Here is a 23,019-nt window from a genome sequence, read left to right on the forward strand (position 1 = left end):
TAATTGATCACACGCCCTAGGAGTAGGATGCTCACTGCTAGCAGAACACCTAGGAAAATCTCTTGCCTCTGTTAGAATAAAGATTCTATTGTAAAATTTTTATCCTACTATTGATAGTAGAACTTTTGCGATAGATAGTGATCTGTTATGGTTTGGTGCGAATGGGCTGACTATTCCCTCTAGCTTGATTACATCTCCTTTGAAAACGCGATGTTCCCAAGGAACCGCTTCGCGAACGCCATCAAATTTATTATGCAATTAGAAGACTATTTTAACTTTCTGGCTCCTGATGACATCCGAATTAAAGGTCATCGAATTGGGATTGAAACGGTGTTGTACGAGTATCTATTTAAAGAGCGTACTGCTGAAGAAATTGCCAAAATTTACTCAACTCTCAGCTTAGAAGAGGTCTATGCCACAATCCCTGACTGACTGACAAAAGGCGGTCACTGTTTTGTCAAACTGTTTGTCAGATGGATGCTTGAGGGATTAAAAAAATCTGAGTGGGAGCCAGCGTTCTAAGATGCGCGATGCCACTCAAAACCATAAGAACGCTGTGAAAAAAAACTCCCGCCTCTACAATGCCCTGAATACCTGGCTCGGTCAAGCCAGTCCCTGGGCACACAAAGCTCACCTAACGGTCTGTATATGGATGGTGGTGGCCTTGATCCATAGTGGTGAAGTTAATCTGACCCGCTGGATATCCTATCTGCCCTGCCGAGGAAAGTATGCTCACAGTAAGCACAGACGGGTTCGTCGATGGCTCAATAACCCTCGTATCAATATACATCGACTGTATAAACCATTGATCCAAGCCGCCTTGGCGGACTGGCAACAGGAGTGTCTTTACTTGAGCTTGGATACGTCATTGTTCTGGGATGAGTATTGCCAGCTCCCTTGTGGCAGTGGTTTATCGGGGTCGTGCCTTGCCGGTGGCTTGGCGAGTGCTTCATCACAGTAGTGCGATGGTCTCATTCAAGGACTACCGAGACGTGTTGGATCAGGCAGCTCGGTGCCTACCCAAAGACGTAAAAATTGTCTTATTGGCTGATCGAGGGTTTGTCCATAAGGATTTAATTCAAGCCCTGACTCAGCAATGGCATTGGCATTATCGTATCCGTTTGAAAAAGGATGCTTGGATTTGGCGCACTGGCAAAGGTTGGTGTCAACTTAAACAGTTTCACTTCAAACGGGGCGAAGCACTGTGTTTTCACAACGTGGGATTGCATAAAGACCAATGGTATGGCTCGGTCCACATAGCCTTTGGGCGCAACAACATCAATGGTGAGTTTTGGGCCATCGTCAGTGATGAACCGACCACCTTACAAACATTCTATGAATACGGATTAAGATTCGATATTGAAGAGGCTTTTTTGGACGACCAGTCTAACGGCTGGAACATCCAGAAGTCTGAGATTCGCTGTGTATGTGCCCTTTCGAGACTTTGGTTCATCTTGGCATTGGCTACACTCTATGTTACGGCACAAGGCACATTGGTTGTGGAAACGGGGAAACGACGGTGGGTTGACACCCATTGGTTTCGTGGCAACAGCTATTTCCGCATCGGCTGGGATTGGGTCAAAACTGCTCTGTTAAACGGATGGCGACTGATTCGTCACGTCAGTTTCACCTCCAACCGTGATCCTGACCCTGTTATGGCATCGCGCAAACAACACGAGAAACGAATTTATAGGCTAGAGTTCAAAGTACTAACGTACCAATATGTTCCGGAATAACTTTTGTCAGTCAATCAGGCCACAATCCTATATTATCTACAGAACAAAGACACAGTAAGTCAATACATTGCTGACTGGCTAGAGTGGGGACATCAACAGCGTAAAGCTCAAGCCTTGAATCCTCATCCGGCGGTGGCTCGACTCCGAAAAATCAAAGCAGAAAGACAAGCCCAGTTGAAAGCCAATTGAAGAGTTAATTATAGCAAAATGCTATTATGATCAGGAATATCAAGACCAAAATTATGTCATTCAGCGGTCAGCGGTCAGTGGTCAGTAGTCAGGGGTCAGCTTATTTTCTTCAAAAGCAAATAAAGTAGCGTGCGTATAGTTCATAAACTGATGACTGATAGCTGATGACTGATAGCTGAGAGCTGATAGCTTACCAAATTATTCACTTACCGATGACTTGAATTAATGAATTCTTCTGAGTAGAAGTCTCAACAATACATTGCTCTTCGTATGTAAAGCGTTGTTCATAACTATCAGGTATACAGGATTTTTTACCTCTTACCTGCTCCCTGCTCCCTGCTCCCTGCTCCCTAAAACCCAATAATTTCTACCTTACCCAATTTAAAACTGCTGTATTATAATCCTCCTCATCAAGCCTAAGACTGAGAAGACTAGACTCGTGAAAGCAAAAGCCAAACCCAAGAAACTACTAGGTTTTTTATATACTTGCTTATTCCTTGGTTTAGGGATACTCCCCACAGTAGTCACACCAAAGCCAGCCAAGAGTGCAGAATACATTTACTTTAACTATGGTCCGTTAAAATTGTCCCTTTCCCGGGAATCCATCGAGATTTTCGCCAATGAGGGCAGAATTACTAAGGAATTTGAGTTCTACGCCCAAATGCTGAACCCAGAAGCCTTGGAACAGTTGCGGATGCTACTCCAAAAGCGCATTAAAATCAGTCCTGTGGCCATCTCCCGCTTAGGTAAATCCCCCATGGGAGAAGCCTTTCTGGAAGGTTTGGGAAAGATGATCAAAACGCACCCTGGTCGCAATGGTTTACATAGTCTTCGGGGGGCGCTGGTTTTGGCAGCAGCTGACTCGGAAGGTCTAACTCTAATGAATATAGTGCGCCAGTTTCCCACTGAGGGGATGTTGATTGATACTGACTATATCTTCGATGTCCGAAAAGAGCTAGCTACGCTATTTCGATATCGAGATGCAGCGGTGAATGCGATCGCAAACCAAGCCACCCGAGAAGCCGCTGCCGAGAATACCATTGATGTCTCCCAGTTAACAGACTTACAACAACCAGGTACTTATCAATTCACAGACCAAGTCATCACCCTTTCCGGTCGCCGCCGTCAATCCCCTCTAGGGTTATCCGGAGAAACCAAGTTTGAGGTTGCTTTGTACTTACCCAAAGGCAATCCAAAACCAGCCCCCTTAGTAGTCATGTCCCATGGCTTTGCTTGAGATCGCAACCATTTCACCTATTTAGCTTCAACCGCGAGAAGCCTCACAACGAACATGCGTAGCATAAGTGTGAGATGAATCGCGGACAGAGTTTTTTTACCAAGCAGGGAACTCAAAATCGTTTATATCGTCTATAATGAAAGTAGTAGGGTAAATCAAATTAAGAGCTAACCGCCACCTACGTGCCTAAAATAGAACTCATTATATTGTTCCGGTGCGGAGGGGCATCCCGTATCGTTAATAAAGCTTACCGAGTATCCGAACCGTTGGGTGGAGTTGGTAAGAAGCCCACACTATAATCTTTGATTCAGTGTGGGAGTATGTCACATATTCGATATGTGCTCGATGAGCTCGAAGACCTCTCTAAATCTGACCCTAATTTTGCTAATCACCTGAATCTGGAACAGGTAGGTGTGATTGGTCATTCCTTCGGGGGTTACACAGCTTTAGCCGTAGCAGGTGCAGAAATTAATGATTTAAGACTGCGCCAAGTGTTTCCTGATCAAGACCCAACCTTCAATCTATCTGTACTGCTCCAATGCCGTGCCAATCGCTTACCCCCGTTTAACTATAACTTGCAGGATCCACGGGTCAAAGCTGTAATCGCTGTTAATCCTATTACCAGCACAGCCCTTGGTCCAGCTAGCTTGGCTAAAATTCAAGTGCCAGTCATGATTATGGCAGGTAGCCACGACATCGTAGCACCCACTGTCCCAGAACAGATTCACCCCTTCATCTGGCTCAATACCCCAGAAAAATATCTGGCAATGATTGTTGATGGCAACCACTTTTCCACTAGTGGTGCATCGGGCGACGATTTTGCCCTGTTTCCTAGAGAATTACTTGGTTCCAATCCTCAGGTCGGACTTTCTTACCTAAAAGCCTTAAGCTTAGCTTTTGTTAATACTCATATTCGGGATTTGCAAAACTATCGACCTTACCTTAGTGTTAGCTATGCCAAATTCCTCTCTGAGAATTCCCTAGATCTACATTTAGTCAAATCTTTAACGCCAGAACAACTAGAGGAATCTTTTCGCAGTCAACCTCCCCAAAGTATCATACCACAACTTGCCATTGAGCCAATACCGAAGCGTTCAGAAACGGTTTTAGACCAAATTAAACGAACTGGCACCATAAAAGTTGGTATTAGAAAAGATGCTGCTCCTTTTGGCTACATTGATACCAAAGGAGAGTGGAAAGGGTATTGCTTTGAGCTACTCAATTCCTTAAAAGATAAGGTTGCCCAACAACTCAATAAACCCATAGAACTAAAAGTTATTGGCATTCAATCAACATTGGAAAATCGCTTTGCTATTGTCCGAGATGAAACTGTACATTTGGAGTGTGGCCCTAATACGATTAGGAGTGAGATTGAAGGGATAAAATTCTCAACACCATTTTTTATTACTGGCACACACTTGTTAGTGGATTCTCAACAACCAAGAGTCTTCAATCGTTACCAAAGCCTTGACAGTTTAAAAATTGGAGTACTTCCTAGTAGCCTCACAGAAAGATTTATTGACCAAACCTATCCTAATGCTCAAAAAATAGTTTTTCCTGGAGACATAGGTAGGTCTCAAGGAGTCAAAGCATTAGTCAATAGTGATATTGATGCCTTTGCCAGCGATGGCATTTTATTAATTGGAGAAGTCACCAGACAAGGACTATCCTCATCCCAGTACACCTTATCTCCAGCTCAGCCACTGACCTGTGATTTCTATGGCATGATTCTCCCTAAGCATGATCCGCAATGGCAACGTATTGTCAACTCCTTTATTGAAGGGGAAAAAGCTAAAGAAATTTGGGGGGGATGGTTTACAAATTTGTTTCCCTATATCTTATTAAATCTAGAGTATTGTATTGATAAGTAAAATGTAATTTAGTCTAGGAGAGCCATCATTCTTTTTTAGCGGTCACCATAAAGGAACGTCGCATTCCAGGTACTGAACGGGGTGCGATTTGGACTGAGTAACGTCCATAATTTGCTCTTATTTCTCCAGGTTGGATCACTGACGCATTCCACCCATAATAAGCCAATAATTCTTCTGGTTCGTCTGTGCCAAAACGCCAATTTTTACTAATTAATCCCTTATGAGTTTTAGAGCCTATCTGCCACGACTTTACACTTATTAAATCTGCACCCAAATAACTCCCTTTAACACTGATATCAGAAATTGTTTGCAGTAATGTATCTATCTCTGTTTTATCCATATACATCAATAAACCTTCCATCAACCAAACTGTCGGCTTATTAGATTTATATCCATGATTTTTTAATAAATGCACCCAAGGTTTTTGCAAATCTGTGGCGATGGAATAGCGATGACATTTAGAGGTAATATCCTTAAGAATTGCTTCTTTGCGAGACATGATTTCTGGTAAATCAATCTCGTATACACATAGTTCAGGTGGTAAGGGTAGACGATATGCTCTAGTATCGTACCCCACCCCTAAAATTACAATTTGACGTACCTCTGGTATTACAGATATCAGAAAATCATCGAAAAATTTAGTTCGCACTGCCACAAACTGGATGCGAAGGGTATTTGATTTCGGGTCTTTACCGTCTTGTTTTTCCCAATAATCCATCAAAGACTGTATTTCCTTAGACCCAACTAACTGAGCAGCAAAAGGATCGTCAAAAAGTCGGTCTGCCCTTTTCGATTCAATAGCACGTTTGGCCGCCATTACTACTGCGGTACGACAGACATCATTTTTGATTTCTGGTATTTTTTCGGCTTTTGCTGCCAGTTCGTTTTCCATAATTTACAATTTACTGCTTGATCATGAAATTAAGGACAACCTTGCTGAGATACTGTACCATCAGGCATCGTGGCATTACACAAATTAGCGCCAGTCAAATTAGCCCCAGTTAAATTAGCCCCTGTTAAGTTAGCCTTGGTCAAATTAGCCTCGGTCAAATTAGCCCCACTTAGATTAGCATTTTGTAAGTCAGCATAGCTTAATTTGGTTCTATACAAATAGGTATTACTTAAATCAGAGCTAGCCAGGCTCGCACCGGTTAAATCCCCCAAACTTAATGTGGCTCCTTTTAAATTAGCCTCATATAAGATTACCACAGGAGCAAAAATCTTATCTAATTTAGCATTTTCTAATGTAGCCGATGTTAAGTCAGCATCAAATAAACGAGCAGCTACTAAATTAGCATTTGTCAGGATGGCTCGTTCTAAATTAGCGAGAGTTAAATCTGCTCCCTGAAGATTAGCATTGGTCAGATCCGAACTGACTTCTTCGGTCGCCCGTCGTTGGTAAGATTGAAGTTTAGGGTTAAGTAGAATACTATTTAGATAAGCCCCTGATAAATTAGCCCCTCTTAAATTAATACTTCTCCAATTACAGTTACTAAAATTACCAAAGCTCAAATCACGACCACTTAAATCATCGCCTAGATCGCAATTAGAAAAAGTGTTGGATTGGGCTTGAGCTGGCAACCCTAGACAACTGAGACATAAGAGAGAAGAAACTAGAGTTGAAGACACTAGAGTTATCGTTTTAAGCACCATAATCATATTGAGTAATTAGGATTGAATCTTGAGACCATGAATTAATACCGAGTCAAATCTATCGCCATCCCTGTTGGAGTTGTGAGAGTAGTCAGTTGGAGCAACGGATGGTTAACGGATATAACCAATGGAAGTATCGAAAAATCTAGAAGTCTCGCAAGATGGCGAAGAGGTTATCCAGAGTAACACGGATTTCTCTGAGGTTTGACTTCGGATTGATATTATAGTATACATTAATTTCGATGTGAGAGTAGGATTGATCGGAGCGTCGAACTAGGGAATAGGGCACAACTAGAGTTTTTTAGTTAAACTGTTGTACACTCGTCAACAGTAATTGACCATGAACCCAACTCGCCAACTAATCCAAAACATTTTCAAATCGATAGTAGCCTCTGTCCTAATCCTGAGTCTCTTTGGATGTGCCGCCCTTCTAGACCAGTTAGGAATCGGGAATTACACTGTCAAACGGGTATCTGATGGGGATACCATTCTCGTAGCTGACAGGTTTGGCAAAGATGTCAAAGTTCGGTTTGCCTGTATCGACGCTCCAGAAATTGCCCATTCCAACAAAGAGAAGCAAAGCCGCAAATTGGTAGACAAAAGTCAATTCAAATGGGGAAATAAAGCCAAGGAGCGACTTCAGGAACTGGTAAAACAAAGCGATAATCAGGTAGTTTTGACCGTAACTGATACTGACCGCTATGGGCGCAGCGTCAGTGAAGTACGCTTAACCGATGGCACCTTTGTCCAGGAAGTTCTAGTTAAAGAAGGACTAGCACAGGTATATCGCCCCTATCTGAAAGATTGCCCCAGTGCGGAAATGGTCGATAGTGCTGAAGCCAATGCCAAACGATATCGGCGAGGGTTGTGGCGAGACCCTAAGTTTGTTCCAGCTTGGGAATATCGTAGTTTAGCAAAAACTAAATCCTCCTCCTCCTGAGTCGGAGAGTGTTTAGCTGATCCGCGAGAAGCCCCGCACTTTACCCGATAGGGTAAGTGTCGGGATGATAGCGGGGTAAGGGTCGGAACGGAGCTTACCAATGTGATATACTAGGAATGGTAGGGAATATAAATTAAGAGCTAACCGCCACCTACCAGCTAAAAATAGAAATTGTTTTTATTGTTCCGGCGCGGAGGGGCATCCCGTGTCGTTAATAAAGCTTACCGAGCAACCGAGGCGATGGCTGGTGTTGGTAAGAAGCCCGCGTTGTCCCGTTAGGGCAACGTCGGGAGTATGTCACTCCTGTGAGTCTTTAGTCTTTAGTAGCTAGCCAATAGCCAGTAAACAGTCTATTGGTAGTTACCACTAATGAATGAGTAATTTCCTCTTATAGGGTTTGTAAATCACATGTAAACCTAAGAGGTATTTTTTTATTGTCCAATAAAACTCCGGATCTCTTTCCCCTCTTGCCTTTTGCCTCTTCGATGCATGGCTTTTCCTGCAATTGGTGTTTTTACAACCCATATACAAACGGTATAAATGTTGCAAAATGTTAAGTAAGTGATCAAAACTAAGATTCAAAACTGATGGTACTCTTCGGATTTAAGAAAAAGCTGACCGTGCCTACTGCTGAGGAAGCCTTACCCGGACGCTCAGAACTGATGCCAGTACCCGAGCGTCACTACGTCAATGGCAATCCTCTCAAACCCCCTTATCCTGATGGATTGGAAATGGCGATGTTTGGCATGGGATGTTTTTGGGGAGCAGAACGCCGATTCTGGCAACAGGAGGGAGTGTTCACTACCGCAGTAGGTTACGCTGCTGGAATTACCCCTAACCCTACGTATCAAGAGGTATGTACAGGTATGACCGGGCACAATGAAGTGGTGCTGGTGGTATTTGACCCAAAAGTAATCAGTTACGAAGCACTCTTGAAAGTCTTCTGGGAAAGCCACAATCCCACCCAAGGCATGCGCCAAGGCAATGATACTGGTACTCAGTACCGTTCAGGAATTTATACCTATTCCGAAGACCAAAAGAAGCTAGCCGAAGCCTCACAAAACGCTTTTCAGCAAGCCCTGAAGGTCGCCGGTTATGGTAATATTACCACAGAGATTCTAGATGCTCCTGAGTTTTATTACGCAGAGGGCTATCACCAGCAGTACCTCGCTAAAAATCCTAATGGGTATTGTGGTTTAGGTGGGACAAATGTGAATTGCCCTGCAATTTCATAAGTCATCACTTCTGTAGTAAACACTCATCAGTCATTAGTCATTTGTAAGTACCAAGAGAATTTGGGACTTACAAATGACTAATGACTAAATTTGCAAATTCACTTTTCTGAGCCTAACTGATTCAAGAAGGATGGGCATTGGGGACTGTATGAGGAACAACAAAATGAAACATAAGCTTAAAACTTTTAGTATAAGTTTTATAGTCGGTCTAGGATTAATTATTATTCCTACTTTACTATCCCCTTTCCTATTGAATCCTTCAGTTTCAGCATCATCTGCCCAGGAAAAAATTGAACGAGTAGAACTAAGAGATAATCTTGGGAATTATCATTACCCTATTTCTACTACCTCAGACTTAGCTCAAACGTATTTTGATCAAGGTTTAATTCTTGCCTACGCTTTTAATCATGCTGAAGCTGCTCGTGCTTTTAAAGAAGCAAGTAGGCTAGATCCTAATTGTGCCATGTGCTACTGGGGATTAGCTTATGTTCAAGGACCAAATATCAATGCACCAATGGCAGATGAACAAGTATCAGAGGCTTGGCAAGCAATTCAACAAGCGATCGCACTAAGTAACAAGGCATCTCCAAAGGAACAGGCTTATATTAAGGCTTTAGCACAGCGTTATTCGGAACAACCAATGGCAGATCGTTCCTCCCTTGATCTAGCTTATGCTCAGGCAATGAAGCAGGTTGTTCAAGATTATCCTGATGATTTAGATGTAGCAACTCTATACGCAGAATCCCTAATGGATACCATGCCTTGGGACTATTGGCAAGATAATGGGGAACTCAAACCAGAAGCAAAGCCAATTTTAGCAACATTAGAATCAGTTTTAGAAAGAAATCCTAAGCATCCGGGAGCTACTCACCTCTATATCCATGCCACTGAGAAAGAACAACCCAAATTAGCTATTACAGCTGCTGATAATCTCCGCAATCTCGTTCCCGCTTCAGGACATTTAGTCCATATGCCCTCTCACATCTATATTCGAGTCGGACGTTACCAAGATGCTGTTATTGCTAATCAAAAAGCAGTTATGGCGGATCGTAACTATCTGGCATCCCCCCATCCCCAAAGTATTTATACTATTGGTTATATTCCTCACAACTACCATTTCCTCTGGTTTGCAGCGGTAATGAGTGGACAAAGTGAAATAGCAATGGAAGCAGCACAACAAACAGCAGCAGTTGATTCAAGTCTGATTGGTAATCCAAGTTTATCTGGTATAATACAACATTTTTATGTTGTTCCACTTTATACGGAAGTGCGCTTTGGAAAATGGGATAAAATTCTAGAGACACCTGCACCAAAAACTGATTTGAAATATGCTACGGGTGTTTGGCATTATTCTAGAGGTATGGCTTTCACCTCTCAAGGTAAGAAAGAAGAAGCTAATCAAGAATTAGCTAAATTACAAGGTTTAGTTGCTGATCCTGATTTAGAAAAACTTAAAATATCGAGTTTGAATTCTACTCCTAGTGTTCTTAAAATTGCCCTTGAAGTCTTAACTGGTTCAATTGCTACTCTTGAGCAAGATTACACAACAGCAACTAGTCACTTAAAAAATGCGGTTACCCTAGAAGATAAGCTGGTTTATAATGAACCACCAGATTGGTATTCTCCTACCCGTTATTTGCTAGGCACAATCCTGCTCCAAGGCAATCAGCCAGAGCAAGCAGAACAAGCGTTTCGTGATGATTTAGATATTTATCCCGAAAATGGTTGGTCATTACATGGTTTAGCAAAAAGTTTGCAAGCACAAGGAAAAACAGCAGAAGCAGAAACGATACAACAGCAATTTCAACAAGCGTGGCAATATGCTGATATTGCTTTATAAAATAACCGTAAAATAACCTCAGTTTGATTGGCTCAACTAGAAAGCTTCTCCAACAAATCCTTTAGCACTGGTGGTAATTTGCGCATAATCTTACCCTGGTCTCGGTCAACGGGTACTAGAATCACACGACCGGTTAGGTAAAGTTCTTTCCCATCATGGGATTGAATTTGATAATCCCACTTAATACGGACACCTTTCATTTCAGCGATGGCTGTCTTGACAACTGCAGCTGTGCCCATTGGCATTGCCCGGTGATAGCGTAAAGAAAGTTCTACTACCGGTAAATCGCATCCTAACTTGACGAGATCACTATAATCCATACCCATCGAGCATAAGTACTCTACCCTCGCTTCTTCCATCCAGCGAAGGTAGGTACCATGCCAGACTATACCACCATAGTCAGTGTGGTGGGGATGCACTCGCACTGGATAGTCAAACCATTTTTTTGTGGTGGCGGTTAGCTCATGGCTTGGCATGGTACTGTCCAGCTGTCCTTGAGCTGAGGTTTGGGGTGTTTCTGACATGGATCAATTTAATCGTTACTGGTATTTCACTAACTTTATAACCATAGCCAGATCAAAGTAGGCGATCGCGTCCGTGTCAAAGAGTCAATCAGTGTTTACCATCATCCTACTGATTGTAATCAGACCCTATCCTTATATCATGTCGGGATAATTACCCTTAAGAAAAATCTCCCTATCTCCCTATCTCCCAATCTCCCCATCTCCCCACACTTCCCACCCTCTCCTTAATTATGGGTATTCAACCTGACATGATATTAACCCTGTGTTGGGAGGGTTAGGAGTAACCTGGTCAGGATTTGCTAACCAAGCTGATCACCTGCTGAAAGCGATCGCACTCGGTCCCATTCAGGGTATCTGCTCATTGGTCGCCATGGTTTCTTCTGATGCTACGAGTAGGGTGCGTTACTTACGCATCCTAGGTTTTAGGCACTTTTACCGCTTTTTATGCCAGGTCTGACCAGAGCTTTTTTTTTAGTTTTGTAAAGATTAGACAATCCACTGCGTAAAACTTGGATGGGCTTCAGAAATGTAAGTAGAGGTTGAATTCGAGTCAGCCAATGACCGAAACACCTCAGTATTAACATTACAAACTTCAAGGTTCAAACCAGGAGACTGATCATGTTTCGTAGTAAAGTAGCGATCTCGTCTGTAGTTCTATCTTTGGGTGTAATCAGCCTCGGTATTCCTCAAGGCAAAGCCTTAGCAGATGATAACGGGCCTAGTGGCACCAATCTGAGGTTGCGACGAGTAGCTCCTGTGACAACTCAGGTAACTACCGGTGCAAAAACCCTATTTGCTGTAGTCACCAATAACGGAGTGCTGAATCGCGGATTCGGTGCCATCACAGCCAACAAAGTTTTGACAGGTCGGTACGAAGTCTTCTTCAAGGGGGATGTCCGTAAGTGTGCCTACACTGCTACTTTAGGTACTACAGCTTTTGGTACCGAACCATCTGGTGAAGTTACTGTAGCCACACGCTTTGGCACCACCAATGGGGTTTGGGTTGCTACTAACGATTCTACTGGAAAAGCCGTAGACCGTAACTTCCACCTTGCTGTACATTGCCCGTAAGCTGCTTAGAAGCTATCCAAAAATTTTTCTTGGGGAGTTGTGGAGCCTACTTTAGACCACAAGCCATTAGTCTAAAGGATTACTGAAGTGATTTACCAGTAATTTTCCCACTCTCACCCAACCATTAGATTAGTTTTTGGATAGCCTTTGAGTAGTTTTCATATAATATCACTCTATTATCTCTTTTTTGCCCCACTGTGTCAACCGTGGGGCTACACAAACCCAGCCAGCCTCAGGAACTAGAGTTCATGTAGGGTGGGCAATGCACCAGACAGATAATGAAGCTTGTAAACCGCGTTGGTAGGCACTGCCCACCCTACGATTAATCACTGGATTTAGGATCCGTATCAACCTAGCTGAACTAGTAATCACCCTCAAGCACCAAGGTTCCCGACTTGGAGAACTTGGGCTGAGGGCTCCCACCCTGACCATTTATCGTGTAATCAGTTTGAGAAGGTGACCATGATGGTGAAATTTTGGTCTTTGTCCCTTGCTTTAGAAGCCGCCTCAATGCTGCTAATTGTTCCCAAGGCGTTTAGCCTCCCACTGACGCTTGCCTCTGGCTTCTCCCCTGTACCCAGCACAGAGATTGAGCTACCAGTTTGCTACATGCAAAGCGATAATGGCACCCTTGTAGATCTTAGTAGTCTATGTGGCATCTCAGACTCGAAAGTAGTTATTAGCGAAGTGAGTTTCCAAAATGACCGTCTTATCGGTCGTGTAGTCAACAAAACCGACAAAACTGTCTACTCGACCCGAGTAAACTATGAAATTCTCGATGATGACGGCAGTGTAATTGGCACCAGCTCCATGTATACCAATCCCCCTAACCTCAGTGCTGGAGAAAGTGCTACTTTCGAGACGGAAATGTGGGGTGGTCGGGAATTAAAAACCACATCCGTTGACTGGGATCGTAAACCGACTCCATGATTTAGATATCAATTCACGCTTTTGAGGCACAAATTGCTGATCAACTGAACCTAAGTATGTGGTCTTTAGCTGAATCCTTACCACTGAATACCACATAATAATAATATCATCAAGAAATTTAAAATTGAAAGTTTTCAATTAATAACTAAAAATTAACTAAAAATGAACTAACAATTAACGATTTACCTGACCACGAATTGATTAACAGTCGGAGATCTTAGACTCAGATTAGAGTGAATGAAAACCCACCCCTTCTGCTTACGCTCAAGGGGTGGGTTTTCATTCACTCTAATTAAAAAATTAAAGCTACCTGCTGACTATCCTAAACGTAGAAGGAGAAGTCCATATCTGAAACCGAAGGAGTGATAGGTAAGATATTCTCCTCACTCACTGAGTTATTCTCGATAATCCACAGGCCATTTTGTCCTTGAGAATTACGGAAGAAGAAATCATCAATACCATCTCGGTTAGCGTCATAGGCACCACGGAATTCCCAAGGACCGTCTGCTGGTCGGGCATCGATCAGCACTGGCTCCTGGTAAACAGTACCATCGAGCTTCCAGTAGGCAAACTCTTGGGTATCCATATTTTCCCAGATAGCATCTGCGTCACCATCGCCATCCATGTCTCCAGCCGCAACTAATTGCCAGGGATCATTAGGTGATATAATCATATTCTGATTATTGCTATCCTTAATAAAGGTAGCATTCTGAAACCCGGTTTCATTTATCTCCCAAACAGCAATTTCTCCGCTGGATGTGTTGTACCAGAAAATTTCTTCTGCACCACCACCGTTAACATCTCCCGTGCCACGGATTTCCCAGCTGAGGTCTGATCCTGGTTGACCTGCTGGTGCCTGAGTAATTATTGCATCCTGGAACTCGGAGCGTTCCATGTTCCAAACTGCAACACCGCCAGTCAGCGTATCACGCCACAGAGGATTCCTGATACCATCCCCTAAATCTATAACACCACGGGCTTCAAATCCAGCGTTCTCTGGTACCAACACGTCCTGACCACTTTGATCCGTAATGAATGCTGTGGTCTCGACGCTAGTGCCCTGGCCATTTAGAGTCCACAAAGCAACTTGTCCATTGACAGGATTATGCCAGAACAGATCCACACTGGGGATTCGGGTAATTTCAATGACATCAAGTCGCCCTCGCTCAAAATTATCATTCTCATTATTGGTATCTGCCAGTACCGAGATTTCTATTTGATCCCCTGGCTCAAGGTCTATATCCTTAAAAATGGCATTTGGATTAGCCTCAGCACTTAAAGTGCCACTTGAATTGCCACCGCTGAGAGGGACATAATTCCTTGGCTCAGCTGTTGGCTCAGGTCTATTAGCAAGTAAGTTTAGATTATAAACATAGGTACCAACTACCTGTCCATTGACACTAAATGTCAGTGGAGAGTCCCCATCTTCTTCGTCAAAGTAGGCAATACGAATATCATACTTACCAGCCGGTCCATCCTGTGCTGTCCATGTAAATGTCAGCACACCGGGAACTGGAACCGGGTTATCAAAGTCTATGATCTCGACGGCTGCACCGCCTGAAGCAACTTGATCAATATTGTTGAAACTGGTTATCCCGTAGTTTACTCGCGTTACGCGAGGACCTTCTGCTTCAATCAGAACCATAAGATAGTTTTTTCCCAAAAGTTATCTGTGTTTACACTGGTTGGCTTTTCTTTTCAGTCCTGATGCACCAAAAAATTTTTAATTACTCCATCCCAATTCAGTCCCAACTCACTAATTGACGGGATGTGTAACTTACAACACTGGCATTACTCAAGGTGCCTGCTATGAAATGGCACAAGAGTCTGTAAACTTTGTCTGTGTCTGTGAACTTTTGGGGAAAATTTAATCATGCTTATCGATGTATCTAGGGTACAATACCTTACTAGATACCTATTTCTAGATACATCGATAAGGGTAAAACACCCCTTTTAATAGTTCAAAGATGCTTTGCTCAAAAATATCCAGTTTCACTGGATATTTTTTTTGAAGCCTTTTCTATAGTTTGACTGGCTAACGATCCCCTGATAAAATTCCACCCCTAAGAGATGACCTAGTCAAAAAAGTAGTTTGGTTCCAGGCTTCATGTTTTTTTTGGTGTTTTGACTGAGAAAAATCCTACCACTATTATAAATGCCATAAAAATCCGGAAATGTCACTATAAAATTAGCGATTTTCATCAAAATTTCATTAATTTTTATGAAATTTTTACTGACTTGGTACTGAGTAAAAAAAACAATTATTATATATAGCGTTTCTAGGACTCATGAGGTACAGTATTCTTTGACGTTGATTCCCTTTTAGGTGCGCTTTCCGCATCTAATTATTAAATTCGCCACGGGTCGCACCTCTTAATGCAGCGCATCGCTATTCCCTCTTATCTCTTATCTCTTCCCTGTTCCCTGTTCCCAGATCCGCTGTTCCCTGTTCCCTAAAATCTAGAAATTGTGTACCTTACAAGTCCTAGAATTGCTATAATATCAAGTTAACTAATAATTATGAATGAGTAATTTTCTCCTGCCTCAGGGTAGTTAGTGGGTAAGCTATCACCTATCGCCTATCAGCTAATGCGCTACAGATAGTCCTACTAGAGGTGCTTTTGAATAAAACAGGTAAGCAAAAGTTTAATCTTTTTTGCATCACAGCGTCGAAATCTGTGTCACCACTAGAAGCCTGTGCCACAAAGCACCTCAAATAGCGTGGCCATAGGCTAAGGACTTTTATCCAGACTTTCAATTCTCATCATTAATCTATCAATATTAAATTATCTCTTTTGCCCATTGCCCACGCTACGGGAACGGCGCACGCTATCGAGACTCGGGAATATTAGATTCAGATTTAAGTGAACAATCAACCCACCCCTTGAGCGTAAGCAGAAGGGGTGGGTTTGCCTTGACTGTAATTACAACAGTAAAGCTAGCTGCTTACTATCTTAAACGTAGAAGGAGAAGTTAGTATCTTCGACCGGAGTGATCCCGACAATATTATCATCACTCACTGAGTTATTCTCGATCATCCAGATGCCATTGTCTCCAGTCATGGAATTACGGAAGAAGAAATCATCAATACCATCGTTGTTAGCGTCATAGGTACCACGGAATTCCCAAGCACCGTTTGCTGGTCGGGAATCGATCTCCACTGCGTTTTGGAAAACAGTACCATCGAGCTTCCAGTAGGCAAACTGTCGAGTATTCATATTTTCCCAGATAGCATCTGCGTTACCATCGCCATCCATGTCTCCAGCCGCAACTAACTGCCAGTCATTGTCAGGTGATATGGTCAACCTGTCACCATTGCTATCCGTAATAAACGTAGCATTCTGAAACCCGGTTTGATCTATCTCCCAAACAGCAATTTCTCCAGTAGATGTGTTGTACCAGAAAATTTCTTCTGCACCACCGTTAACATCTCCGGTGCCACGGATTTCCCAGTCGAGGTTTGATCCTGGGCCATCTGCTGGTGGGTCAATAGTTATTGCCTCCTGCAACTCGGAGCCTTCCATCTTCCAAATGGCAACACCGCCGGTTTCGGTATTACGCCACAGAGGACTCCTGTTACCATCGCCTAAATCCACAACACCACGGGCTTCAAATCCAGTGTTCTCTGGTACCAACACGTCCTGACCATTTTGATCGGTAATGAAGGCTGCGGTCTCGACGCTAGTGCCTTCCTCATTTAGAGTCCACGCAGCAACTTGTCCACTGACAGGATTATGCCAGAACAGATCCAAACTGGGGATAATCTCTTCAGCTGGGGTAATTTCAGCTGGGGTAATTTCAATGGCATCAAGTCGCCCTAGCTCGAAATTAGCATCATTATTAAGGCTATCTGCCACTACCGAGATTTCTATTTCAGCCCCTGGAGCAAGGTCTACGCCCTTAAAAATGGCATTTGGATTATCCTCAGCACTTAGAGGGCGAGGGCCACGTGGATTGCCACCGCTCAAAGGGACATAATTCTGAGGAAAAGCTGTAATCCCAGGTAAGTTTAGATTATAAACATATGTACCAACTTCCTGTCCGTTGACACTAAATGTCAGTTCAGATTCCCCATCCTCTTCGTCAAAGTAGGCAATACTAATATCGTACTTACCAGCCGCTCCATCCTCTGCTGTCCATTGAAATCTAAGTATACCGGGTTCTTCAAGGGGGTTATTAAAGCTTGATATCTGGACGGCTCGACCCCCTGAAGCAACGGTATCAATACCGTTTGCACTGGTTGTCTCGTAGTTTATTCGCGTTACGCGATCGCTTTCTGCTTCAATCAGAACCATAAGATGGTTTTCTCCCAAAAGTTATCTGTGTTTACAGTGGTTGGCTTTTATTTTCCGTCGTAATGCACCAAAAAATTTTTAATTATTCCATCCCAACTCAGTAAATCACGGAATGTGTAACTAAACTGGCATTACTCAATGTCCCTAGGATGAGATGAGATAAGAGTCTGTGCACTTTATCTGTGAACTTTTGGGGCAAATTTTATCATACTTATCGATGTATCTAGACTACAGTACCTTTCTAGATACATGTTTCTAGATATATGGATAAGGGGAAAACACCCTCTTTAATAGTTCAAAGATGCCCTGCTCAAATTTATCCAGTTTCACTAGATAAATTTTTTGAAGCCTTTTCTAGAGTTTGAGTGCCTCACGATTCCCTGAGCAAAATCCACCCCTAACAGATGACCTAGTCAAAAAAGTAGTTTGGTTCCAGGCTTCCTATTTTTTTTGGCGTTTTGACTGAAAAAAAACCTACCATTAGTATAAATTGCATAAAAATCCGTAAATGTCACTATCAAAATAGGGATTTTCATGGAAATTTTATAAAAATTTATTAAAAATTTACTGAGTTGATCCTGAGCAAAAACTAATTATTATATAACATCAGTAAGCTAAGAATTATGAATGAGTAATTTTACCCTCCCTCAGAACAGTTAGGGGTTATACCAAATCTGGGTTAAAAAATAATCTTTTTCATTCAGTCCCTCTTTCATTCAGTCATTGAGGTGTGGAAGCAAGCTTTTGCCCCAATCAATTTACTGTGTGGCAAAAAGGGTTAACAGCAGGTGATTTGAGATTAGTAATAAAATTAACTAATTGACAATAAATAATGTTGAAATGTAGCCAGCTATCTCTTTACTTGAGGAAATATCCAAAAACTATAGCAAAGGGAACAGGGAACAGGGAACAGGGAACAGGGAGTAGCAATGCAGAGGTGCGACCCGTGGCGAATTATTTAATTCGCCTACGGAAAGCGCACCATTACGGTCTTGGGGGTTTCCCCCATGAGCGACTGCATCAATACGGGAGTAGGGAATATCGCATCAAAATTATCTCAATTAATTTAGGATTGCTATATCTGTTGAGATCAGCTACATGAAACAATGATGAAAATTTTTAGAGGAATAAAAATATGTGGCTATTGAAATCTAGGCTATCCACTATGACCGAGACAGTTATTCATTGGTTACGGATAATAGGTAATAGGTAACTGGTCGGGGTTGTACCTATTACTAATTACCTATTACCTATTACCCGTGTTGCTTTGTTTAACTGGGTTTGAGGATTTCCCTTCAAACTTTAAAGGCAAACGTTACCATCAAAACCTTAGGTAATTACAGTGGGAACCTCCCGTTCTGTAAACTTCCGAATCTGGGCAATCTCATGGGCAAGGGAAATCAGTGGTTCCAATGCTTGTTGAGTATCCACGTCATGCTTAGTGGAATCTGGCTCATAGCTCTCTAAATAGAGGCGTAGAGTTGCCCCTTTTGTGCCAGTACCAGATAGGCGGAATATAATCCGAGAGCCATCAGTAAAGCCAATCCGAATCCCCTGCTTTTGGCTGATGCTCCCATCTACTGGGTCTGTGTAACTAAAGTCATCACCATACTCTACCTGGTAAGAACCAAATTGCTGTCCTTTCAGGTCTGGCACACTTGAACGCAAACGCTCCATCAGTTCCTGAGCTCGTCCCCCATCTACCTCTTCATAGTCATGGCGGGAATAGAAATTACGACCATAGGTTTGCCAGTGGCTACGGACAATCTGCTCCACTGATTCACCCCGCACTGCCAGGATATTGAGCCAGAATAGCACTGCCCAAAGTCCATCTTTTTCCCGTACATGGTTAGAACCAGTGCCAAAACTTTCTTCACCGCACAAAGTGGCTTTACCTGCATCCAATAAATTGCCAAAAAACTTCCAACCTGTTGGGGTCTCATAGCAATCAATACCCAACTGAGCCGCCACTCGGTCTACAGCAGCACTGGTGGGCATGGAACGGGCTACCCCTGCTAAACCTTGACTATAACCAGGTACCAGATGGGCATTGGCGGTTAACACAGCTATGCTATCACTGGGAGTAACGAAGAACGAGTTTCCCAGGATCATATTGCGATCGCCATCTCCATCAGAAGCAGCCCCAAAATCCGGGGCATTATCACCATAGAGAATATCCACCAAGTCCTTAGCATAGACTAAATTGGGGTCAGGATGACCACCGCCAAAATCTTCTAACGGTATACCATTAAGTACTGTACCTTCTGGTGCCCCTAGGCGTTGTTCAAAAATAGCATGGGCATAGGGACCAGTTACCGCATGTAATGAATCCATACACATCCGGAATTTTCCAGAGGTTAGTAGCTGGTGAATGCGGTCAAAGTCAAATAGGGACTCCATCAATTGAGTATAAGGCTCAACTGGGTCAATCACTTCAACGCTCAAGGTTCCCAGAGTAAATGCACCTGGTCGGTCTAGATTCACATCCGCAGCGTCTAGGATTTTGTAACTATCGATGACTTTACTCCGAGCATAGATAGCTTCCGTCACCTTTTCCGGTGCTGGTCCACCATTACTGGTGTTATACTTGACACCGAAGTCACCCTTTGGACCCCCAGGATTGTGGCTAGCCGAGAGGATAATGCCACCTAATGCCTTATGCTTGCGAATAACACAAGACGCTGCTGGGGTAGACAGAATACCACCACAACCGACTAACAACCGACCTAACCCATTGGCGGCTGCCATTTTGAGAATAGTCTGAATTGCTTGCCGATTGTAGTAGCGACCATCACCCCCTACAACTAGGGTTTGACCTTCACAGCCTTCTAGGGAGTCAAAGATAGACTGGATAAAGTTTTCTAGGTAATGGGGCTCCTGAAAAACGGTGACCGACTTACGGAGTCCGGAAGTACCGGGCTTTTGGTCTGTAAAGGGCTTAGTAGAGACAGTGCGTATGTTCATTACAAGCTAGCTACAGGTTTTACTGCTAATTCTTTATTGTTAACTGTTACCTGTTCATTGTTAATGAAAAATTCAAAAGTCTTTGATAAATGACTCGTGAATTTAGTGATCCCTGGTCTAGCAAAGCACGAACGCACTATCAATCCTTACCTACGCACATTTTTGTTTATTTGTCAATGCTTTACTTTAATCTATCTAACCTACAAGCGATTAGCTTTGCACAGGGTTAGCTAATCGCTGATTAAGAACTAAATTTTCATCTGACCGCTAAACTTATAATCCAACAGCAAGTCACTAGGTTATAGCTAATGAGCCTTGGGCTGAATCCTGACACTAAATTTCTCGGTCGAAGCCATATTTTTCGCGGATATGGGTATTAAAATACTGACCGATAGAAGGATTATCTTTCAAACCATTGTAGATCTCCTCTGGTACATCCCGATACTTGTAGATACTACCATTATTAAATTCAAGCCGAAGAATTTTTTTGTCTACATCGTAGTCGAAGGATTTAATCACAGCACTGGTACTTTTCAGCAATGGGAAAGCAATCACATCCCGAATACTCGGTGAATTAGTCAGTAGCATCACTAAACGGTCAATACCAATACCTAAACCACCAGTGGGAGGCATACCATACTCCAGGGCAGCCAGAAAGTCTTCATCAACATCTTGAGCTTCCAAATCTCCTGCTGCTTTCTTGGCTGCTTGTGCTTCTAGTCGTTGCCGTTGATCTATAGGATCAGTTAACTCAGAATAACTGTTTGCTGTTTCTCTTCCCACTATAAACAATTCAAACCGTTCCACTAAACCTGATTTTGAGCGATGGGGTTTAGTAAGGGGAGAGATTTCCACAGGATAATCCAGAACAAAAGTCGGTTGGATTAAGGTTTCTTCTACCTTCTGCTCAAAGGCTTCATTGAGCAATTTGCCAATAGAATAGCAATCATTTGGAACCTCCACACCAGCATCTTTGGCTGCTGCTTTTGCCTGCTCAATGTTGGTAAACTGATCAAAATCTAAACCAGTTTGGTCTTTGACTAACTCGTGCATCGTTACTTTACGCCAAGGGGGAGTTAGATCAATTACTTCACCTTGGTAGTTAATGGTTAGTGTACCTAACACTTCCTTAGCAGCATTACTGATTAGATTTTCCGTCAACACCATCATCTGATTATAATCGGCATAAGCCTGATAGATTTCAATCATGGTGAATTCCGGATTGTGACGAGTCGAAATTCCTTCATTGCGGAAGACACGCCCCAACTCATACACCTTTTCAAAACCACCAACAATTAGTCGCTTTAGATGCAGCTCCGTAGCAATACGCAGATACAAGTCCATTTGTAAAGTGTTGTGGTAGGTTATAAAAGGACGCGCATCTGCACCACCAGCCTCACTCTGAAGTACCGGAGTTTCAATTTCAATAAAATCCTGTTGGTTTAAATAGTGCCGAATAGAAGCAGTAATTTTGGCACGACGACGAAAGGTTTCCCGGACATCAGGATTAACAATTAGGTCAACATAACGTTGACGATAGCGCTTTTCTGTATCCGTCAAACCATGCCATTTATCTGGTAAAGGTAACAGAGATTTAGTCAGGATATCATACTCCTTGACATAGATCGAAAGTTCCCCTTTTTCCGTGCGCTTTACGGTTCCCTTTGCTCCAATAATATCTCCAGTATCCGTGAGTTTTTTGAGAATATTGAAAGCATTGGGAAGGTCTGCCATTTTAGCAGTGATTCTCTTTTTATCCAGGTACAGCTGAATTGTACCAGTCTCATCCTGAATGTTGAAGAAAGCTAATTTACCAAAGACACGACGAGCTATAATCCGACCAGCAACAGCCACTTCCACATCTACTTCTTCGCCATTGCCTAGGTCAGCATAGTTTTGCTGCAATTCGGCAGCCTGAGCTGTAGATTCCCAATTATAGGCATAGGGAATTAATCCTTCTGCTTTGAGTTGTTCAACTTTTTCAAGCCGTGTGGTGCGAATTTCTTCTAGAGTTGAAGTGCTTTGTGGTTCTGGACGAGATTGGTCTGACATAATTTCTAGTGACAATATAGTGGACAAATAGTTTATAAACTGTCAATTATTGCTGCTTAGTGAACCCTTATTATATAGCAATTATATAAATTAAACGTTAACATCCTCGTTAAACTAGGTAATGGATAAGATCAGGGAAGTCTAACTAGTTATTAAGAATCAGTTACCACTGGTCTATACTTATAATTATAGCTGATTTTGTTGACCTGATCAACTATAAATTTATGGATAGTTTTTTTAATAATTAGCAAGATGTATTAATAGACAATATAAAGTTTATTATAAATAAATTTACAGCCTTAAAAATAGTTAATAAATAAAATTATTAATTTGTTGTTATTTTGTTTTTTTTGTGAATGGCATTGTGCTATTATATTTTATATAAATATCCCGATTAATTTAGCTTTATGTCCTAATCATTAGAAGCATTGCTATCAGAATCAGCAATTACCTATTCCCGATTACCCATTCCCGATTACCAT

19 protein-coding genes and 2 pseudogenes are annotated in these 23,019 nt (G+C 42.4%); 13 read left to right on the forward strand and 8 right to left on the reverse strand.

Annotated features, from left to right (window positions below):
* Positions 1-252: 252 nt before the first annotated feature.
* The 6 genes and pseudogenes from BJP37_RS07830 to BJP37_RS07850 form a co-directional block, all read left to right on the forward strand.
* A pseudogene (locus BJP37_RS07830) lies at positions 253-423 on the forward strand (DUF433 domain-containing protein); the annotation flags it as partial.
* 100 nt (positions 424-523) lie between these two features.
* Positions 524-961, forward strand: a complete 438-nt coding sequence (locus BJP37_RS35890; protein ID WP_143727508.1) for a hypothetical protein — start codon at positions 524-526, stop codon at positions 959-961.
* Positions 879-1,736, forward strand: coding sequence for a transposase (locus tag BJP37_RS42290; RefSeq protein ID WP_229415237.1), 858 nt, complete (start codon positions 879-881; stop codon positions 1,734-1,736). The genes BJP37_RS35890 and BJP37_RS42290 overlap by 83 nt, the downstream gene beginning before the upstream one ends.
* Before the next feature lie 18 nt (positions 1,737-1,754).
* A pseudogene (locus tag BJP37_RS07840) lies at positions 1,755-1,925 on the forward strand (DUF433 domain-containing protein); the annotation flags it as partial.
* 439 nt (positions 1,926-2,364) lie between these two features.
* Positions 2,365-3,162, forward strand: a complete 798-nt coding sequence (locus BJP37_RS07845; protein ID WP_075897791.1) for an alpha/beta hydrolase — start codon at positions 2,365-2,367, stop codon at positions 3,160-3,162.
* A gap of 320 nt (positions 3,163-3,482) precedes the next feature.
* Positions 3,483-5,033 carry a transporter substrate-binding domain-containing protein gene (locus BJP37_RS07850; RefSeq protein ID WP_075897793.1) on the forward strand — a complete coding sequence of 517 codons (1,551 nt, stop codon included), beginning with the start codon at positions 3,483-3,485 and terminating at the stop codon, positions 5,031-5,033.
* A gap of 25 nt (positions 5,034-5,058) precedes the next feature.
* Here the strand turns inward: BJP37_RS07850 and BJP37_RS07855 are convergent, their stop codons facing one another.
* The 3 genes from BJP37_RS07855 to BJP37_RS38760 all read right to left on the reverse strand — a co-directional run bounded on the left by BJP37_RS07855 (position 5,059) and on the right by BJP37_RS38760 (position 6,975).
* On the reverse strand, positions 5,059-5,925 hold the full coding sequence (locus BJP37_RS07855; RefSeq protein ID WP_081431106.1) for an SAM-dependent methyltransferase: 867 nt from the start codon (positions 5,923-5,925) through the stop codon (positions 5,059-5,061).
* A gap of 29 nt (positions 5,926-5,954) precedes the next feature.
* Entirely contained in the window at positions 5,955-6,662 is a 708-nt protein-coding gene (locus tag BJP37_RS43385; RefSeq protein ID WP_158069480.1) for a pentapeptide repeat-containing protein, read from the reverse strand.
* Positions 6,663-6,831: 169 nt separating this feature from the next.
* Positions 6,832-6,975 (reverse strand): hypothetical protein, encoded by a 144-nt coding sequence (locus BJP37_RS38760; RefSeq protein ID WP_158069481.1) that lies wholly within the window; start codon positions 6,973-6,975, stop codon positions 6,832-6,834.
* A 51-nt stretch (positions 6,976-7,026) separates the two neighbouring features.
* On the opposite strand from BJP37_RS38760, the gene BJP37_RS07865 reads away from it, so the two are divergent.
* From BJP37_RS07865 to BJP37_RS07875, 3 genes are all read left to right on the forward strand, one after another.
* The gene (locus tag BJP37_RS07865) at positions 7,027-7,626 is read left to right on the forward strand and encodes a thermonuclease family protein (RefSeq protein WP_075897797.1); all 600 of its coding nucleotides are present in this window, start codon (positions 7,027-7,029) and stop codon (positions 7,624-7,626) included.
* 587 nt (positions 7,627-8,213) lie between these two features.
* Complete coding sequence (gene msrA, locus BJP37_RS07870) at positions 8,214-8,861, forward strand: peptide-methionine (S)-S-oxide reductase MsrA (protein ID WP_075897799.1); 648 nt, start codon at positions 8,214-8,216, stop codon at positions 8,859-8,861.
* A gap of 163 nt (positions 8,862-9,024) precedes the next feature.
* Positions 9,025-10,701, forward strand: coding sequence for a tetratricopeptide repeat protein (locus BJP37_RS07875; protein ID WP_143727509.1), 1,677 nt, complete (start codon positions 9,025-9,027; stop codon positions 10,699-10,701).
* Positions 10,702-10,733: 32 nt separating this feature from the next.
* On the opposite strand, the gene BJP37_RS07880 is transcribed toward BJP37_RS07875, so the two are convergent.
* Positions 10,734-11,225: an acyl-CoA thioesterase gene (locus BJP37_RS07880; RefSeq protein ID WP_075897801.1), complete on the reverse strand. Its 492-nt coding sequence runs from the start codon at positions 11,223-11,225 to the stop codon at positions 10,734-10,736.
* Positions 11,226-11,276: 51 nt separating this feature from the next.
* Between BJP37_RS07880 and BJP37_RS44530 the strand changes: the two genes are divergently transcribed.
* From BJP37_RS44530 to BJP37_RS07900, 3 genes are all read left to right on the forward strand, one after another.
* Positions 11,277-11,453 (forward strand): ferredoxin-thioredoxin reductase variable chain, encoded by a 177-nt coding sequence (locus tag BJP37_RS44530; RefSeq protein ID WP_143727964.1) that lies wholly within the window; start codon positions 11,277-11,279, stop codon positions 11,451-11,453.
* 390 nt (positions 11,454-11,843) lie between these two features.
* Positions 11,844-12,296: a hypothetical protein gene (locus tag BJP37_RS07890; RefSeq protein WP_075897803.1), complete on the forward strand. Its 453-nt coding sequence runs from the start codon at positions 11,844-11,846 to the stop codon at positions 12,294-12,296.
* Between the two features lie 462 nt (positions 12,297-12,758).
* Positions 12,759-13,226 carry an FxLYD domain-containing protein gene (locus BJP37_RS07900; RefSeq protein ID WP_143727510.1) on the forward strand — a complete coding sequence of 156 codons (468 nt, stop codon included), beginning with the start codon at positions 12,759-12,761 and terminating at the stop codon, positions 13,224-13,226.
* Between the two features lie 322 nt (positions 13,227-13,548).
* Here the strand turns inward: BJP37_RS07900 and BJP37_RS07905 are convergent, their stop codons facing one another.
* A complete protein-coding gene (locus tag BJP37_RS07905; protein WP_075897807.1) occupies positions 13,549-14,871 on the reverse strand; it encodes an FG-GAP-like repeat-containing protein in 1,323 nt (440 codons plus the stop codon).
* 1,309 nt (positions 14,872-16,180) lie between these two features.
* A complete protein-coding gene (locus tag BJP37_RS07910; protein WP_075897809.1) occupies positions 16,181-17,521 on the reverse strand; it encodes an FG-GAP repeat domain-containing protein in 1,341 nt (446 codons plus the stop codon).
* A gap of 832 nt (positions 17,522-18,353) precedes the next feature.
* On the opposite strand from BJP37_RS07910, the gene BJP37_RS35905 reads away from it, so the two are divergent.
* Positions 18,354-18,623 (forward strand): hypothetical protein, encoded by a 270-nt coding sequence (locus tag BJP37_RS35905; protein WP_143727511.1) that lies wholly within the window; start codon positions 18,354-18,356, stop codon positions 18,621-18,623.
* A gap of 227 nt (positions 18,624-18,850) precedes the next feature.
* Here the strand turns inward: BJP37_RS35905 and BJP37_RS07915 are convergent, their stop codons facing one another.
* Entirely contained in the window at positions 18,851-20,485 is a 1,635-nt protein-coding gene (locus BJP37_RS07915; protein WP_075897811.1) for an alpha-D-glucose phosphate-specific phosphoglucomutase, read from the reverse strand.
* A gap of 333 nt (positions 20,486-20,818) precedes the next feature.
* Entirely contained in the window at positions 20,819-22,537 is a 1,719-nt protein-coding gene (gene lysS / locus BJP37_RS07920; protein ID WP_198953980.1) for a lysine--tRNA ligase, read from the reverse strand.
* Positions 22,538-23,019 lie beyond the last annotated feature (482 nt).

It is taken from the genome of Moorena bouillonii PNG (genome assembly GCF_001942495.1).
GTDB classification, from domain to species: domain Bacteria; phylum Cyanobacteriota; class Cyanobacteriia; order Cyanobacteriales; family Coleofasciculaceae; genus Moorena; species Moorena bouillonii.

Bases quoted from the DNA above. Each gene is read 5' to 3' on its own strand.
- BJP37_RS07905 (WP_075897807.1), bottom strand. From the start codon at position 14,871: ATGGTTCTGATTGAAGCAGAAGGTCCTCGCGTAACGCGAGTAAACTAC.
- BJP37_RS07915 (WP_075897811.1), bottom strand. From the start codon at position 20,485: ATGAACATACGCACTGTCTCTACTAAGCCCTTTACAGACCAAAAGCCC.
- BJP37_RS35905 (WP_143727511.1), top strand. From the start codon at position 18,354: ATGTTGAAATGTAGCCAGCTATCTCTTTACTTGAGGAAATATCCAAAA.
- BJP37_RS07875 (WP_143727509.1), top strand. From the start codon at position 9,025: ATGAAACATAAGCTTAAAACTTTTAGTATAAGTTTTATAGTCGGTCTA.
- BJP37_RS42290 (WP_229415237.1), top strand. From the start codon at position 879: ATGAGTATTGCCAGCTCCCTTGTGGCAGTGGTTTATCGGGGTCGTGCC.
- BJP37_RS07890 (WP_075897803.1), top strand. From the start codon at position 11,844: ATGTTTCGTAGTAAAGTAGCGATCTCGTCTGTAGTTCTATCTTTGGGT.
- msrA (WP_075897799.1), top strand. From the start codon at position 8,214: ATGGTACTCTTCGGATTTAAGAAAAAGCTGACCGTGCCTACTGCTGAG.
- BJP37_RS07910 (WP_075897809.1), bottom strand. From the start codon at position 17,521: ATGGTTCTGATTGAAGCAGAAAGCGATCGCGTAACGCGAATAAACTAC.
- BJP37_RS35890 (WP_143727508.1), top strand. From the start codon at position 524: ATGCGCGATGCCACTCAAAACCATAAGAACGCTGTGAAAAAAAACTCC.
- BJP37_RS07850 (WP_075897793.1), top strand. From the start codon at position 3,483: ATGTCACATATTCGATATGTGCTCGATGAGCTCGAAGACCTCTCTAAA.
- BJP37_RS07855 (WP_081431106.1), bottom strand. From the start codon at position 5,925: ATGGAAAACGAACTGGCAGCAAAAGCCGAAAAAATACCAGAAATCAAA.
- lysS (WP_198953980.1), bottom strand. From the start codon at position 22,537: ATGTCAGACCAATCTCGTCCAGAACCACAAAGCACTTCAACTCTAGAA.
- BJP37_RS07865 (WP_075897797.1), top strand. From the start codon at position 7,027: ATGAACCCAACTCGCCAACTAATCCAAAACATTTTCAAATCGATAGTA.
- BJP37_RS07880 (WP_075897801.1), bottom strand. From the start codon at position 11,225: ATGTCAGAAACACCCCAAACCTCAGCTCAAGGACAGCTGGACAGTACC.
- BJP37_RS07900 (WP_143727510.1), top strand. From the start codon at position 12,759: ATGATGGTGAAATTTTGGTCTTTGTCCCTTGCTTTAGAAGCCGCCTCA.